Source organism: Paenibacillus donghaensis, from assembly GCF_002192415.1.
Classification (GTDB): Bacteria; Bacillota; Bacilli; order Paenibacillales; family Paenibacillaceae; genus Paenibacillus_AQ; species Paenibacillus_AQ donghaensis.
Genome location: NZ_CP021780.1, coordinates 1,469,096 through 1,486,026, shown reverse-complemented (window position 1 = coordinate 1,486,026; position 16,931 = coordinate 1,469,096). Strand labels below are relative to the sequence as shown.

Genomic DNA, 16,931 nt, shown 5'->3' with positions numbered 1-16,931 from the left:
TATCAAGCATTTCTGAGTTTTGACTATATAACATTGTTAGGCTCAGATAGGGTTTTATTAGGGTGCCAGCTGGAGGAGTCCAATATGTATATTAAGAAAAGCATGGCTTTCATTAGAGGAACCGGTCCAAGACGGTTAAGTTTGTTCGCCAAAATGAACAGTCTGATCATCATCTTATTTATTCCGATCATTATTTTATATTCGTACTCCAATGACGTAACCTTTGATGTAGTTAGTGAAGAATTGCAGGTATCCAACACCAGGCAGCTGAACTTCCTGGCCGGACAGATTGATTCACGGATCAGCCAGATGATGGATTTCAGTGTGATTTTCTCCAAAGACCCCAATGTCCGCAAGTTTAATGGACTTAATATCTGGGAAGACCGCTATGGCCGGATGCAGACCCGTTATGTGCTGCAGGAGAAGATGATGCTGCAAGCGGGCTTCGAGGATATGTGGCCGGCAAGATATGCCGTCTATTCCCAGCAGAACAAGGACGTTATCGCCAACTACGATGATATAAACGGGTTTGATAATGAATACTTGAAGAGAAACCTGACCGGACAATGGAACTATGGAGACGGAAGACCTGCTGCCCCTGGTGCAATGCAGGCTTTTTACTGGTTTTATACAGATTCTCTCAATCAGTCCGGCGGATTGACGGGAAGCAGTCTGGTCATAGAGGCTAGCTTCAGCTATGAGAATATCCAGAACATGCTGGATTCCTACAAAGCGGGGGGCAAGGGCAACCCTTTTCTCTATCATAAAGGCGAGCTTCCTATTCTTAGCCGGACCGCAGACAAGGAGCTGTCGAATGATCTAATTCAGTATCTTGATCAACATTCACCGGAGAGCAGAACCCAGCAGGTGGTGAAGCTTGATGGCGAGAGCTATCTGGTCAGCTCGGTGAAGTCCGAATATCTGGACTGGCATCTGATTGATGTGGTTCCACTGGACCAGATTCTCGACCCCATCTCCTTCAGCCGCAATCTGTTCTACTTATCCATGTTCCTGCTGCTGCTGGTAGGCATATCAGCCTCCGTGCTGCTCTACAGAAATGTGCAGCGTCCGATCAAGAAGCTGATTAACGGGCTGCGGCGCGTGCAGCACGGAGATTATTCTGTGCGGCTGTATGCGAAGGACAACAATGAATTCTCCTTTCTGTTCCATCGATTTAACGATATGTCCCGGCAAATCCAGGATTTGATTGAAAATGTATTTAATGAGAAAATCCGTGCCCGCGAAGCCACGCTGAAGCAGCTGCAGGCCCAGATTAATCCCCATTTCCTCTATAACTGCCTGGGGTATATTATTAATATGGCACAGATGAAGGAAGAGGAAGCCGTGGTATCTATGGCCTATAACCTGAGTGCCTATTACCGTTATACGACCCGAATGGAGAAAGAAACGGCTACCGTTGAGGAAGAACTCAAGCTGCTGGTCAACTATCTTGATATCCAGAAGCTGCGCAACGCCCGAATTGAATATCAGATTGATATTTCCAGGGAAATGATGGGTTATTCCATCCCGCGCCTGATGCTGCAGCCGATTGTAGAGAATTCGGTGATTCATGGTGTAGGCAAATCCTACAGTTCGGGAGAAATCAGGATCAGCGGTGAAATTGACGGGAACATGTGCAGAATCTACATTGACGATGACGGCCCTGGGCTGACTCCAGAGCTGGAAGCCGCCTTGAATCTGAAGATGCAGGGTCCCCTGCAGGAAGAAATGGGCTGCGGGCTGTGGAATACGAACCAGCGGATTATTCACCAATTTGGCAGCAACTCTGCCCTGTTGTTTAAGCAATCACCCTTGGGTGGCTTCCGGACAGAAGTGGTCTGGGAGATCCCTCCAGAAGAGCTTCCGGCTAAACTTTTGAAACCACAAGGAGAATGACAGCATGCAAATGATTATAGTTGACGATGAAGCGCATTGGGTGGACAACCTGGCCACAACCAAACCCTGGCACACCCTCGGCATTGAAGTAGTGCACAGAGCCTATTCTGCCAGAGAAGCGCTGGAGATTATCGAAACGAACCCGGTTGATATTGTAATTTCCGATATCCAGATGCCCGAAATGAACGGGCTTGAATTAATAGAACGCATCAGAGAGCATAATAAAAAGATCCGCTGCATCATCCTCTCCGGCCACTCGGAATTTGAATTCGCCAAGCGGGCCGTTCAGAACAAAGCGGTTGATTATCTGCTTAAGCCGCCAACCGATGCCGAGCTGATGGAGGCTGTCGGAACGGCCATCGACCAGTTGAACAATGAATGGGAGCTGGTCAGCTCCCTGGAGCATACGCGGTTTACGCTGCGGGAGAATCTGCCGCTCCTCCGCGGCCAGCTGTTGCTCGACGCCCTTCAGGGACACCACCTCTCTCCGGAAGAATGGGAACGCAAGCTCGGGAATTATGAGCTGCCATTCCATGAAGGCGAGTCTGCCCTTATGCTGGTCAGACTGGAGGAGGAATTCGGTCAATACCGCAATAACGGCCAACCGCTGATCGAATATGCGATTATCAATATGGCTGAAGAGATTATGGGCGAATTCATGGAGGTCTGGGGTGTTAAGGAGGAGCATGGCTACCTTGTATTCCTGCTGCAGCTGAAGGATGGTGCTGTAAGCAGCAGCAAGGAAACGATTCTGGAGAAGCTGTCGCTGCAGCTGCAGAGCAAGGTGAAGCAGTTCCTCAAAGGCAGCCTCTCCATCGTAGTGACAGAATGGTTCAGCTTCCCGCAGCAGCTACCTGAGCAGTTCCGTCAGGCTACTGCCTATTTCCGGCAGATTGTCGGAGATGAACGCGAATTCGTGATGAGGGTCAGTCCGCAAGAGCCGGCCTCAGCGCAGCGGCCGCTGGATGCACTCTACCTGCCCCCTTCCCTGATCCATCTGCTGGAGGCGGGACATTGGGAGGCAGCCGAAGCGAAGCTGATTGCCGTCTGCGCCGAGCTGGACGAGCAGTGGCCTGATTCCTGGGAGCACTGTATGGAGGCAGGATTTCTGATCTCGGCCTCCTTCACGAACCTGGCCCACCGCAATAGCCATACCCTGGCCAAGCTGCTGGGAAACGATATCGAGCCGCTGCTCAGCGGAGACGCCTTCTCTACCATCGCCAAGCTTCGTAAGTGGTCGCTTGACGTGCTGGCCAAGCTGAAAGAAGGCACTTCCAACGAAATCAAGGATATGCGCTCTCTATATGTAAGACAGATTCAGGAGTTCACGGACAAGAATCTGCATCTGGACGTCTCTCTGCGTGTGCTGGCGGATCATGTGAAGCTGCATCCCACCCACCTGTCCAAGATTTACAAGATTGAGACCGGTGAAGGCATCAGCGATTATATCGCCCGACTGCGGATGGACCGCGCCTGCCATAAGCTGAAGACCAGCGACAAAAAGGTCTATGAAATCGCGCTCGAAATCGGCTATATGGACCCTGCTTATTTCATCAAAGTGTTCAAAAGACAATTCGGGGTTACCCCTCAGGAATACAGGGAAGGAAACAAAGAGCATGATAGAGTCCTATGAAAACTAACAAAATCCTATAGATGCCTTCCCCCAAAAATTGATAAAGTTACAGATGTAAAGAACATACACCGTAGGGGGAATAGAAGAATGACCAAATTCAAAAAATTAGGATCGCTGCTCGTCGTTCTATCGTTGGTTACGCTTACAGCATGCGGCGGGAATAATGGCAACAACGCAGCGAACGGCAACAATGCCGCAGGTTCCTCGGAAGCTGACGCCGCTTTTGCAGCGGGTAAATACGATCCGCCAATCGAATTCAGCTCTGTGCTGATGCCGATAAAAAAATATGTTCAAGGCGACACCAAGGAAAACAACGTCCATGACCGCTGGATGCTGGAGACGCTGGGAATGAAACACAAGGATACCTGGTATCCGGCTAGTGACGACCAGTACAGACAGAAGCTTCAGCTGGCTATCGCTTCCGGCGAGAAACTGCCTGACTTCGTATCCGTGCCATCCAATGCCGTGCTCACGAACCAGCTGATTGATTCCGGCCAGTTCATCGCTATTGACGACATGTTCGAGAAATATGCCAGCCCTATTCTGAAGGAACATGCGGCCGCTCATCCTGAGCTGTGGTATCCCTTCACCAAAGACGGCAAGAAATACAATATGCCAATCATGGAATATACGGACAATGACGATACCCTGCTCTGGCTCCGTGAAGACTGGATGGAGAAGCTGAATCTGGAAGCTCCTAAGACCATCGCTGATCTTGAGAACATCATGGATAAATTCAAGAACCAGAACCCGGATGGTCTGGCTGCCAAAGACGTATACCCGCTGGCCATCTCACTGAAGAACAAAACCAATACCTGGATGGGTCAGCTTGACTGGCTGTTCGGTGCTTACGGCACCGTTCAAGAGCAGTGGAATAAGGATGCCGACGGCAACCTGGAATACGGCTCTGTCAACCCGGGTGCGAAACAAGCCTTGGCTAAGCTGAGCGAATGGATGGACAAAGGTTATATCCATGCCGACTCCGCGCTGTGGGATGAAGGAAAGGCCGCTGAGAGCTGGACCAAAGGCGCTGCAGGAGTTCTGCCCGGCGCCAACTGGGTACCGGATTGGCCGGCTCCCGACCTGCTGAAGACCGTTCCTGGTTCCAAGTACAAAGCTTATCCGGTTCCTGCCGGTCCGGACGGACTGATCGGAACCAAATGGCAGAACACTGGCGTCAACGCAAGTATCATGATCAACAAGGATGCCAAACATCCAGAAGCGATTTTCCTGTATTACAACTATCTGTTGGAGAATCTGGCCAACCCGGCTGCCGGCAGCGAATATGAATATGGCTTCGCCAAAGGCTATGACTGGGATATCATTGACGGTCAGCCAACCAGTAACAAAGACAAGATCAAAGAATTCTCCAACGAGTTTCCTTTCTTGACCGGTCCTCCGCGTATTCCGGATCTGTTCATGAAATCTTTGGTTAAGCTTGCTGACGGCGAGAAACCGGAAACCCCTTATGAGAAACAGATGGCTGAGTTCCGCAAACCGGAAAACTGGGCTGCTGGTAAAGTTGTTATGTCTCAAATTGATATCCGCAAACAGAACTACTTTACTGGTGCAGCTACACCAACCATGGTCTCCAAATGGAACCTGCTGAATCAATCCGAGCTGGAAACTTTCAACAAGATCATTTACGGCAATTTGCCGGTTGATGCTTTTGATGAATTCGTAACCAACTGGAAAGCCAACGGCGGCGACCAGATCACTAAAGAAGTGAACGAATGGTACAAATCCGTATCGGCTGAAGCTACTGCTGCAAAATAAGATTGGATTATCGCAGAACGGGTACCACCTCTTTGAGAGGTGGTACCCGTTTTTGCGATAATCCAGGAATATTAATGGCGTATAGCTTATAATTCTGTTACTACTTAGGACCCAATAGGATAGGCATCAAAGTCTGATCGCCACATCAGTCCAATCCACCGAATTAGTTGCGAATCTGGTTACTACTTAGGACTCCATAAGATAGGAGCATCCAAGATGTGATTTCTTGAGCACCACCTTAGTCCAGCCACCGATTTAAGTGCGAATACGCATCTAATTCACCGATTTTTTCTGTTTTGGAGCAAATAAGTGCGAATACGCATCTAATCTCGAGTTTTGAGCGTGAAACAAACGTTTTCCTCCAAAATAGTTGCAGATTCGCACTTATTTGCCCATAACATGAGTTTCAGCTGAAATTAGATGCACTTTCGCATCTAATTTCTCTGAAAACACTTTGGGGAGCATTCTACATCCTCAGAGGGACCTAAGTAGTAACATACTTCTTATATTTATATATAAAGAGGGTGTCCCGGAGCCATGTAATTGGCTCTGGGAACACCCTCTTTGTATGCTGTCCTACTGTGTTAAGACAAACGCATTCTGCTTAAGCTACCGCCTTCGGTAAACAGCCGCTTGATGTTCTGCTCGACCGCCGGATCAGGGATCAGCGGCGGTGCCTGATGGGGCTTGCTCCGGGCATCAATAATTACGTTGTCACAGGCCCAGTGTTTATTCTCATACCCGCTGTTCACCCCATAGATATCGTGGGAAGGGTTGCTCCGTGTAAAGGTAGCCCACAGAAAATTATCCAGATGGGCGCTGATGAATTCACTGTCATCACAGAGAATCAGCATCGGGCAGGAATCAAGCGGCCCCTGCTCTTCAATCAAGGCCTTAAGTGCAGCCAGCTCCTGCTGCGCTTCAGCATAGCTGCTGAACTTCGGTCCCTGCAGAGCCACTATGCCCGGCATCACCAGCTTCACCTGGTATTCTTCCGGCAATCTCAGCAGACTATGCGGCACCTCGCGGCACAGCTCGCGTTTCTTCTCGCCTACTGCCGCAAGGATCACCTTGCTGCCGCTGTTCAGGCCCGTACCGGAGTAATCCAGCGTATCGATTGTTGTATGGGTATGGAAATGCAGATCCCGGCGCAGATTGATCCGCTCCAGGATATAGCCGAAGAAGGCCGCGATATCATGGATGTCCAGCGGCTGCCCCTCTTCCGCGGTAATGAAGAGGAACTTGGCCAGACTCAGCTGTCCCGTTCCCAGGATGCGGCTCGCAATCGTCAGAATCTCCGCCGGCTGCTTCAACTGCTGATAAGGTGTGTACCGTTCGCTGCCGATCGCCAGCAGCAACGGGTGCACGCCCGCGGCATCGACAGCGTGAACCTCCTTCACGCCGGGAATTTCCTGCTTGACCGCGCCTCCGGTCAGCTCATGAATCAATGCACCGAACGCTGTATCCTCCTGCGGCGGCCGCCCTACGACAGTAAACGGGAAGATAGCACGCTCCTTCGCGTACACTTTATGCACCCGCATCACGGGGAACGGATGCGTTAAGCTGTAATAGCCCAGATGATCGCCGAACGGTCCTTCCGGCTTCGTCTCGCCGGGATAAATCTCTCCTGTGATCACGAAGTCGGCGTCATTGCTGATGCAGAAGCCGTCTACGTAGCTGTAGCTGAAGTGGCGGCCGGACAGCAGGCCTGCAAAGGTAAGCTCGCTCATGCCCTCTGGCAGCGGCATAATCGCCGACAGCGTATGCGCAGGGGGACCACCGATGAAGCAACTGACCTTAAGCGGCTGGCCCAGCTTGTTGGCCGCAGCCTGATGCACGCCGATGCCGCGATGGATCTGGTAATGAATGCCGACCTCCTTGTTCAGCTCATATTCATTGCCGTTCAGCTGCACGCGGTACATCCCGAGGTTGGAATTCATAATGCCCGGCTTGCCGGGGTCCTCCGAATATACCTGGGGCAGAGTGACAAATGCGCCGCCATCCTCCGGCCAATGCTTGACCAGCGGCAGGTCGGAGATTTGGATCTCGCGGAAGCCTGCGGGCAGGCTGCCCCGCTTCTTGAGTGGCAATGCTTTGCGGGCGGACAGTCCGGTGCCAACGTATTTAAAAGGCTGCCTAAGCGTCTTCATCGGATCATTGCGCAGCGCAATGACGTTCTGGGTTGATTTCCACGTATCACGGAAAATAAATTTGCTCCGCTCCAGTGTTCCAAACAGATTCGATACGGCACGGTAGCTGGATCCCTTGACCTTTTCAAATAATAATGCCGGACCGCCAGCCTCATATACCTTCATATGAATGGCGGCCATCTCCAGATGCGGGTCCACCTCTTCAGTAATGCGGACCAGATGCCCATTTTTCTCCAAATCGATTATACATTCTTCTAAATTGCGGTAATTCATCTCATGGCTCCATTTCTAAGCAGCGTGACATTCCTGCCTGTTGTCCAACCTCAGAATCTAATCTCACCTCACCAGTATAATATAAAATGACAATGACCGAAAACCTTGAAACCGTAAGGTCTAAGTCTGTCCCGCCCGGAATACTAATGTTCTGAACCACCGCAGCTCTACCCACCCGCTCATGGGCATTATAGATTCACTAGTTGCTGTGGTACCATGGATACAGGTTAAAACAATAGACAGATACATAATTTCATAAGTTACAGCACAATACCGGCAAAGGAGGGACAAATGAAGATGATCCGCATCCACCCCCGCATAGAAATGTTCAGGCAGCTGCTGCGCAAAATTAAAAATGACGATGTCCAAGGAATCAGCGCACAGCTAACCTTTTATCTGATCCTCTCCCTGTTCCCGTTCCTGATCTTTATTATGACGCTGGTAGGCTATGCCAACATTACAATGAGCGACAACATAAAATACCTTGAGGAGATCATGCCTGCCGAAGCGGTAGCGATTATCGAGGAAATTGTGCAGGAGGTTTCGGAGGGACGGAGCCAGGCGCTGCTCTCTTTCGGGATGCTGGCTACGCTGTGGACGGCCTCACGTGGGATTAACGCGGTAATCAAAGGATTGAACCGGGCCTATGGGATTGAGGAGAACCGGGTGTTCTGGCGGCTCCGCGGCTTGTCCTTGCTCGCCACCCTGGCTGTAGGTCTGGTGATCCTGTTCAGCACGCTGCTGCTGGTCTTCGGAAGCTGGCTGAAGAAGCAGGTGTTCCTGCTGACCGATCTGCCGTATATTTTCTATCAGCTGTGGAATCTGCTGCAGTATGCCGTTCCGCTGCTGGTGATGTTTATCGTCTTCACACTGTTGTACTGGATAGCGCCCAACCGCAGAATTCCCTATAAAACTGTTCTTCCCGGTGCTGCTTTCACTACCGTAAGCTGGATCACGGCTTCCGTGCTGTTCTCTATCTATGTCAGCCAGTTCAGTGATTTCACCAAAACCTATGGCAGTCTTGGCGGCGTCACCGTGCTGCTGCTGTGGCTCTATATCAGCTCGATCATTGTGCTGGTAGGCGGAGAAATCAATGCGACATTGGCTGAACAGAAGGCTTGATCTCTTAAGCCGGTTGGAATAAACGTCATTTTCCGATACAATAAGTAAGTATAATTCAAACGTAGAGGAGCTGAAGCAGGAATTATGACTAACCTGACGAAATTGGGGTCTACAGATTTACATGTCCTTCCGATCGGATTAGGGGCAAACGCAGTTGGAGGACATAATCTGTTCACGGGGCTGAATGATGAAACCGGCAGAGAGATCGTCCGCACCGCACTGGGGAGCGGCATTAACTTCCTGGACACAGCTTTTATTTATGGACCGGAGCGGTCGGAGCAATTGATTGGCGAGGTGCTGAAGGAACGAGGCGGCCGGGACCGGATTGTGCTGGCGACCAAGGGTGCCCACAAGCTGACCGCAGACGGTGTGGAGCTGGACAACTCTCCCGCCTTTCTCAGAGCTTCTGTCGAAGGCAGCCTGAAGCGGCTGCAGACGGATTATATCGACTTATATTATATCCATTTTCCAGATGAACACACGCCGAAGGATGAAGCGGTCGGTGAGCTGAAGAAGCTGAAGGATGAAGGCAAAATCCGGGCCATCGGTGTCTCCAACTTCTCGATCGAGCAGCTGAAGGAAGCAAACCGTGATGGTCATGTCGATGTGCTTCAGTCGCATTACAACCTGCTTCACCGGGACGCGGAGCTGGATCTGCTGCCATATACGCAGGAGCATGGCCTTTCCTTCGTGCCTTATTTCCCGTTAGCTTCCGGGCTGCTTGGCGGCAAATACAAACCGGAGGATACCTTCGACGATATCCGCAAGAATGATCCGCTTTTCCAGGGCGAGAGCTTCGCCCGCAGTCTGGCCAAGGTGGAGCGAATCCGCCCCATAGCTGAGTCCAAAGGCGTAGAAATCGCCCATCTGGTGCTGGCGTGGTATCTGAGTGTACCTTCCATTGATGCGCTGATCCCGGGCGCCAAGCGGCCGGAGCAGGTAATCTCGAATCTGCAGACGCTGAAGGTTCAGCTGACACCGGGTGAAATTAGCGAGATTGATGCGATTTTCCGCGACTAGTCGCAGTCGGTGTTGAGGATAAACAGGTTAACTCAACACGTGAACAAATGCCTCCCAGTTATGGCTAGTCGCCATGCTGTGGAGGCATTCTCCGTTTCATAGCTTGTATGCCGTGGCCGCTGCCTATGGGCTGTTGCCGGGGGCGTGCGGGGAAGAGTCCGGGTGCGGACGCGCCTCAGCACTGGCAGACCCGCTCGCCGCGCTGAAATTATGGGATTTATCCTTTACTTTTTGTCGCATCCGGCCTTACGCGCCGAATTCATGGGATTTCTCCCTTATTTTTCGTCGTATCCGGCCCCACACACCGAATTTATGGGATATCTCCCTTATTTTTCGTCGTATCCGGCCCCACACACCGAATTTATGGGATATCTCCCTTATTTTTCGTCGTATCCGGCCTTACGCGCCGAATTTATGGGATATCTCCCTTATTTTACCCCTCGAACACTTGCCACAGTCTGCTACTACACCCACCTGACCTCTGAAAGGCCTTTTTGCCTCTCACTCCACCTTATCCCGCTCCAGCACACATTTCAAAGGCCATTTTGCCTCTTATTCCACCTTATCCCGCTCCACCACACATTTCAAAGGCCTTTTTGCCTCTCACTCCACCTTATCCCGCTCCATCACACACTTCAAAGGCCTTTTTGCCTCTCATTCCACCTTATCCCGCCTCAGCGCAGATTTCAAAGGCCTTTTTGCCTCTCACTCCACCTTATCCCGCTCCACCACACATTTCAAAGGCCTTTTTGCCTCTTATTCCACCTTATCCCGCTCCAGCACACCTTTCAAAGGCCTTTTTGCCTCTCACTCCACCATATCCCGCTCCATCACACATTTCAAAGGCCTTTTTGCCTCTTATTCCACCTTATCCCGCTCCAGCACACCTTTCAAAGGCCTTTTTGCCTCTCACTCCACCTTATCCCGCTCCATCACACCTTTCAAAGGCCTTTTTGCCTCTTATTCCACCATATTCTGCTCCAGCACACATTTCAAAGGCCTTTTTGCCTCTCATTCCACCTTATCCCGCTCTGGCACACATTTCAAACTTTCAGTTCAATAATATGTTACTCAAATGAGGGGTGAGAAGCAGTGATAGGCGATAGTGTGTAATAGGCGACAGTGTGTAATAAGCGACGTTGTATCTAAAATGGGACTTGGACGCACCTAGCAGTAACTATATCCTTGGGTAATCTTACTAATTCAGAGATATTTCCAGCTCATCCATCCTTTTCACGCTTCCCCATCTTACGGTCCAGACGCGGACTACGATCCAAATGTTACCTTAACCTCATACAGCAGCCGCACATTCGGGAATCTCGGAATTTCCCATCTTCCATGTGCCACATCCTACTCCAGATGCAAGGAAACTTTGAGCAGCGGCCCGGCCCGCTCCGCTCATGCCTTGCCCCGCCACTCTCCCACAAATTCCGGTTCATTATAGTTAAGGAAATTAGCCATGATTGCTTCACGGTCGTCGAGGAACAGCTGATCCGCGATCGCCGAGACCAGCTTAGGCACCGCGTTGCGGGTGCCCGAGATCGCCGAAGCCGACAATCCGCAGCTCGCCAGCGCAGAGTAGTTAAACACGAACAGCCCATGCAGCAGCGGCTTGCCCGCTTCATCCCGGCTGATCATTGCGAAGCCGGGGCTGAGATACGGATGCGCGTCCAGCAGCGCATTCGCTGTCTCCGCCGGAGCCTGATAGCAGTCGCTCCAGCGGGCGATGTGGCCCTCGACCAGCTGCAGCTCCGGGCGCAGGCGGGTCTCGTTCAGCAGCCCCGTGCTGACGATCAGGAAGTCAAAGGTGAATTCGCCATGAGGCGTAGTCACCTTAGCCCCCTCCCCGGCTGCTTCCACACTCAGCCACGGAGAACCAAGGTGCAGCCGGAACCCATCCCAAGCAGCCGCACGTTCAAACGTATCATTCGTCGGCGGCTGATTGAATTTGAAGAAATGTGAGATCGCCGTGTACTTGTCGGCATCCGAGAGCACATGGAAACGCTCGATCATCCCGGACAGTTCCATCTGGCGGATCGGGTTGACGCTGGGCAGCTGCTGGCGGCGGACGAATACATGCGCCTCAGCCACTCCCTCCGCCAGCGCATAATTCGCATTGTCAAAAGCGGATGCTCCGCCCCCCAGCACCGCCACCCGCTTCCCCTTCAGCGCGGCAAAATCAATCGGCTGCGAAGTATGGGCATACAGCCGCTGCGGCAAATTCTCGGCAATCATCGGCGGCACATACCACTCCCCGCCGCCTTGAATCCCTGTAGCCAGCACGACCTTGCGCGCTAGCAGCTTCCCGGACGGCGGCGCACCGGCTCCTTCAATTACCAGCCGGTGCACGCCCTCTGCACCCGGCTCAATCCGCTTCAGCTTCACCTCATTCATGACCGGAAGGCCAAGAATATGCCGATACCAGCGCAGATAATTCATCCAGGCCCCGCGTGGGATTTTGTCCAGCACCTCCCAGCCCTGCGGCCCTACCTGTGCTTCCCACCAGGCGCGGAACGTCAGTGAAGGGATTCCAAGGTCAATGGAAGTCAGATGCTTCGGCGTGCGCAGCGTCACCATCCGGGCATAGGTCTCCCACGGACCCTCCAGCCCCTCCGGGTTCTCGTCGATCACCAGAATATTCGAGATCCGCTCACGCAGCAGACCGAAGGCAGCGCCCAAGCCGCTTTGCCCTCCGCCAACAATGACCACATCATACACATGACCCTCCGCATGCGCCACAGGCCGGACCCAATCCGCTCCGCCAAAAGCCAAATAAGCTAAATCTTGTTTCACTCGCTGGTTCAGCAGTTCCAGGCTCATCGTCCTCATACCCTTCCGTAGCATCTTATTAGGAGGTATTATATCGCGGCAGCTTCGCCGTTTCAAAGATAATGTTAGGTTAATTGTCATCTCAGCCAAAATCCATCCGATTTATTGTTCATCATCACTAAGATATCAGCGATATCAGTCAAAAACACTCCAGAACCTTCCCCGAGGGCAAAGGTTTGAAGTGTTTTTAGTTTCAGCGTATTTGTAAAAAACCGTTCTTTAGTTTTTACCGGATTGTCTTTCATAAAAGAAATATCAGAGGCAAAGGTATTTCCACCCGATTGCAGGAAGATACACCCACTGACAATTTGTTGGTAGCGGTGTCGGTGCAGGCGTGGGTATGGGCGTCGGGGAAGGCGTGGGGCCCGTACCCGTAGGCATAGTCACATAAGGTCCTGCAGCCATGGATATCATGGCTATATCGATAACCCCTGTAGAGTTATCCGGGTAATATACTTTTGCAGAATTAGCTGCAGTATCCACACTATCAACATAGGCAACCACTTTCTCATTACCTATAGTGAATATTCCCCATTTTCCTATGAACGGTTTTAAATCATTAATATGCAATAAAATAGGGGGGATACGTCCTTGAGTGTAATATGGATATCCTTGATAAGAGTACATCTTCAACCTCCATAATATGTTTTATGAGATATATTATGTACATCTGCCTATTTAGACATAGGCAATAGCCTACTTGATTGCTTTTATTTTCACATAGCAAAATCAGCTGCCTCCTCATCCAAAGGGGCAGCTGTTTCGTTGTGCGAATCTATGCCGCTTCACATCACATCAGACCCGCTGATCCAGTCCGAAGTAATTGTTGGCGTTGTTGAAGCAAATATCCTCCACGATCCGTCCCAGGAATGGGATATCCTTGGGTACCTCTCCGCTCTCGGCCCACCCGCCGAGCAGATTGCAGAGGATCCGCCGGAAATACTCATGGCGTGTATAGGACAGGAAGGAGCGTGAATCCGTCAGCATGCCGACGAAGCAGCCCAGTTGCCCGAGGCTGGACAAGGAGGTCAGTTGCTTCAGCATGCCATCCTTCTGGTCGTTGTACCACCAGCCGGAGCCGAATTGAACCTTGGCGCGTACCCCGCTCTGCTGAAAAGAACCGGCCATCGTCGCCAGCACATCATTGTGCACAGCGTTCAGGTTGTATAGGATCGTCTTCGGCAGCTGGTTGCTCACGTCTAGCGCATCCAACAGCCGGTACAGATTGTCGGCATAATTGCCGTCTCCAATCGTATCGTAGCCGCTGTCCGCTCCAAGCTCGCGGAACATCCGCGAGTTCGGGTTGCGGATGGCCCCGATATGCAGCTGCATGGCCCAGCCCAGCTCGGCATATTTGCGGCCCATCGCCAGGAACAGGGCAGTGATATATTGGTCACATTCCAGTCCGCTCAGGCTTGCCCCTTCCAGCCGTTTGGTGAAGATCGCTTCCAGCTCGGATAGGGAAGCCTCAGCATAGGGCAGGGTCGAGAACCCGTGATCCGAGATCATGCAGCCTGCCTGGTGGAAATAGTCCATCCGCTCCAGCATAGCCTGCTTCATCAAGGCATAGGAATCAATCGCATAGCCTGCGGCATTCTCCAGCAAGGTCAAATATTCTCCGAAGGCAGGTGCCCCGATCTGGAGCGCTTTATCCGGCCGGAAGGTGGGCGTCACTTTTGTTGTGAAGGTCTGCTGCTCTGCCAGCTGCTTGTGGTAACGCAGATCGTCTACCGGATCGTCGGTGGTGCAGATCCATTTCACATTGGAACGGGTAATTAGCTCCTGGACGGTGAAATCCGGCTGGGCGATCACCTCATTGCAGCGCTTATAAATCTCTTCCCAATTATCTGAGGTCAGCAGGTCTTCCACCCCGAAATAGGCTTTCAGCTCAAGTGCCGACCAGTGTAACAGCGGATTGCCCAGTGTGTAAGGCAGTACCTCACTCCACTTCTTGAACTTCTCTTCAGCGGAGGCGTCTCCGGTGATGTATCGCTCCTCTACCCCATACATTCTCATCGCACGCCACTTGTAATGGTCCCCGCTCAGCCACAGCTCACTGATATTGCTGAAGCGGTGGTTCTCGGCAATTGCCTTGGGGTCCAGATGGCAGTGATAGTCAATGATGGGCTGCGCCTCGGCATAATCATGGTACAGCTTCCTGGCCGTCTCGTTCTGCAGCAGAAAATCCTCATGTATGAATGTAGTCATCATACACCCGAATAGGCCGAGAAGGCGCCGTCCACCGGAATAATGACACCATTAACGAAGCTGGAGGCGTCCTCGCTGACCAGGTATAGCAGCGTGCCGACCAGTTCCTTCGCTTCGCCAAAGCGGTCCATCGGCGTATTGCGCAGAATCTTCTCGGAGCGTTCGGTGAAGCTGCCGTCCGGATTCTTGAGCAGCTTCTCATTCTGCGCCGTCACGAAGAAGCCCGGGGCAATCGCATTGACGCGGATGCCCACCTTCGACATATGCACCGCCAGCCATTGGGTGAAATTGCTCACTGCCGCTTTGGCGCCGCTGTATGCCGGTATTTTGGTCAACGGCGTGTAGGCGTTCATCGAGGATATATTAATGATCGTAGCGCCCTTGCGGTTAATCATATCAGAGGCGAATTCCTGTGAAGGCAGCAGTGTGCCGAGAAAATTAAGGTTGAACACAAACTGGACGCCCTCTGCATCGAGATCGAAGAAGGTGATGGTATCCTCCAGCTTCTCCTTCAGGTCATCGGCAAACAGATATTCCTTGGTTGTGGTGCCCAGCGGATGATTGCCTCCCGCCCCGTTGATCAGAATATCGCAGAGGCCCAGTTCTGCAGCAATCCGTTCATGGGCAAGCTTCAGACTGGCCTTGTCCAGCACATCGGCCTGCACGCCAAGGGCGATGCCGCCGGCCTGCTTAACCTCATGCGCCTTCGCTTCAGCAGTATCCAGGTTGCGGTCAAGGATCGCCACCTTCGCTCCGCAGGCTGCCAGCGCATCGACGAATTGCGAGCACAGCACACCCGCGCCACCGGTTACAACGGCTACTTTGCCGCTTAGATCAATTGTAAAAGGTAAGGTTGTCATAGCAAATGCTGCCTCCTCTATGCTTGTGAAGATTTACGAATGGCTTCGCTTAAGCCATTAATATAAACGGCACCCAGTGCACGGTCATACAAACCGTAGCCCGCTCTGCCCGTCTCGCCCCAAATCATCCGGCCATGGTCGGAACGGAAAGGTCCGTCGAAGCCGTAGTCCAGATAAGCTTTTACAATCTCGTAGAAATCCAGAGAACCCCACTCGGACAGGTGGCCGGATTCCCAGAACGATTTCTCTCCGGTAATCTTCACATTGCGCAGATGTGCGAAATGCACCCGGTCCTTCACTCCGCCGAAATAGTTGACCATGTCCACGAAATCGTTATTCGGATCACAGCCCAGCGAGCCGGAGCACAGAGTCAGACCGTGGTAAGGAGAATCGTATAAGTTCAGGAAACGCTCCAGATTGTTTTTATTCGTGATAATCCGCGGTAAGCCAAAAATAGACCAAGGTGGATCATCCGGGTGGATCGCCATCTTCACCTTGCTCTCCACCGCAACCGGCAGGATGCCTGCGATGAAGTAACCGAGATGCTCCCACAGCTTCTCTTCATCTACCTGCTCGTATTGCTCCAGCACCTGGCCCAGACCGCCTTCCCCGTAGGAGGTGTCCCAGCCCGGCAAGGATAATTCGCCCAGCTTGGGGTCCATCTTCTCGACGATGCTCTGCTCATAGATCAACGTAGTCGATCCGTCCGGCAGTTCAAAATTAAGGTCGGAGCGCGTCCAGTCAAACACAGGCATAAAGTTATAGCAGATTACCGGAATTCCCGCCTGCCCCAGATTGCGGATCGTCTGATTGTAATTGGCGATATAACGGTCACGGGTGGGCAGCCCCAGCTTAATGTCCTCATGTACGGGAACGCTCTCAATAACGGAGATCTTCAGTCCAACGCTTTCAACACGTTCCTTCAGCGCGGTAATCTTCTCCATCGGCCAGACTTCGCCTACCGGCACATCATAGATTGCCGTAACAATACCCTTCATCCCCGGAATCTGGGCAATATACTCCAGCTTCACCGGATCTTCTTCGCCATACCAGCGGAATGTCATTTCCATTTGTCATGGACCTCCTTGGATTTGTTCTTCGTCAACACATTCGTTAAAATGTTGCTTCTTCGCATCTGACTTGCATACTAGTATGCTAGCATAA

Annotated in this window: 11 protein-coding genes; 5 read left to right on the top strand and 6 right to left on the bottom strand. The window is 51.9% G+C overall.

Features of this window, described 5'->3' with window-relative positions; all coding sequences use genetic code 11:
- Nucleotides 1-84 precede the first annotated feature (84 nt).
- The 3 genes from B9T62_RS06205 to B9T62_RS06195 all read left to right on the top strand — a co-directional run bounded on the left by B9T62_RS06205 (nt 85) and on the right by B9T62_RS06195 (nt 5,305).
- A complete protein-coding gene (locus B9T62_RS06205) occupies nt 85-1,896 on the top strand; it encodes a sensor histidine kinase (protein ID WP_245864361.1) in 1,812 nt (603 codons plus the stop codon).
- A gap of 4 nt (nt 1,897-1,900) precedes the next feature.
- A complete protein-coding gene (locus B9T62_RS06200) occupies nt 1,901-3,529 on the top strand; it encodes a response regulator (protein ID WP_087914472.1) in 1,629 nt (542 codons plus the stop codon).
- 87 nt (nt 3,530-3,616) lie between these two features.
- A complete protein-coding gene (locus tag B9T62_RS06195; protein WP_087914471.1) occupies nt 3,617-5,305 on the top strand; it encodes a type 2 periplasmic-binding domain-containing protein in 1,689 nt (562 codons plus the stop codon).
- Nucleotides 5,306-5,889: 584 nt separating this feature from the next.
- On the opposite strand, the gene B9T62_RS06190 is transcribed toward B9T62_RS06195, so the two are convergent.
- The gene (locus tag B9T62_RS06190) at nt 5,890-7,728 is read right to left on the bottom strand and encodes a UbiD family decarboxylase (RefSeq protein ID WP_087914470.1); all 1,839 of its coding nucleotides are present in this window, start codon (nt 7,726-7,728) and stop codon (nt 5,890-5,892) included.
- 291 nt (nt 7,729-8,019) lie between these two features.
- On the opposite strand from B9T62_RS06190, the gene B9T62_RS06185 reads away from it, so the two are divergent.
- Both B9T62_RS06185 and B9T62_RS06180 read left to right on the top strand, forming a co-directional pair.
- A complete protein-coding gene (locus tag B9T62_RS06185) occupies nt 8,020-8,850 on the top strand; it encodes a YihY/virulence factor BrkB family protein (RefSeq protein ID WP_087914469.1) in 831 nt (276 codons plus the stop codon).
- Nucleotides 8,851-8,934: 84 nt separating this feature from the next.
- A complete protein-coding gene (locus B9T62_RS06180; RefSeq protein WP_087914468.1) occupies nt 8,935-9,870 on the top strand; it encodes an aldo/keto reductase in 936 nt (311 codons plus the stop codon).
- A 1,398-nt stretch (nt 9,871-11,268) separates the two neighbouring features.
- Here B9T62_RS06180 and B9T62_RS06175 read toward each other — a convergent pair.
- The 5 genes from B9T62_RS06175 to uxuA form a co-directional block, all read right to left on the bottom strand.
- Nucleotides 11,269-12,690, bottom strand: coding sequence for an FAD/NAD(P)-binding protein (locus tag B9T62_RS06175; RefSeq protein ID WP_087914467.1), 1,422 nt, complete (start codon nt 12,688-12,690; stop codon nt 11,269-11,271).
- A 264-nt stretch (nt 12,691-12,954) separates the two neighbouring features.
- Entirely contained in the window at nt 12,955-13,326 is a 372-nt protein-coding gene (locus tag B9T62_RS06170; RefSeq protein ID WP_087914466.1) for a hypothetical protein, read from the bottom strand.
- 168 nt (nt 13,327-13,494) lie between these two features.
- Entirely contained in the window at nt 13,495-14,907 is a 1,413-nt protein-coding gene (uxaC, locus tag B9T62_RS06165) for a glucuronate isomerase (RefSeq protein ID WP_087920147.1), read from the bottom strand.
- Nucleotides 14,907-15,767: an SDR family oxidoreductase gene (locus B9T62_RS06160; RefSeq protein ID WP_087914465.1), complete on the bottom strand. Its 861-nt coding sequence runs from the start codon at nt 15,765-15,767 to the stop codon at nt 14,907-14,909. The genes uxaC and B9T62_RS06160 overlap by 1 nt, the downstream gene beginning before the upstream one ends.
- Before the next feature lie 17 nt (nt 15,768-15,784).
- Nucleotides 15,785-16,837 (bottom strand): mannonate dehydratase, encoded by a 1,053-nt coding sequence (gene uxuA / locus B9T62_RS06155; RefSeq protein ID WP_087914464.1) that lies wholly within the window; start codon nt 16,835-16,837, stop codon nt 15,785-15,787.
- Nucleotides 16,838-16,931: the final 94 nt, after the last annotated feature.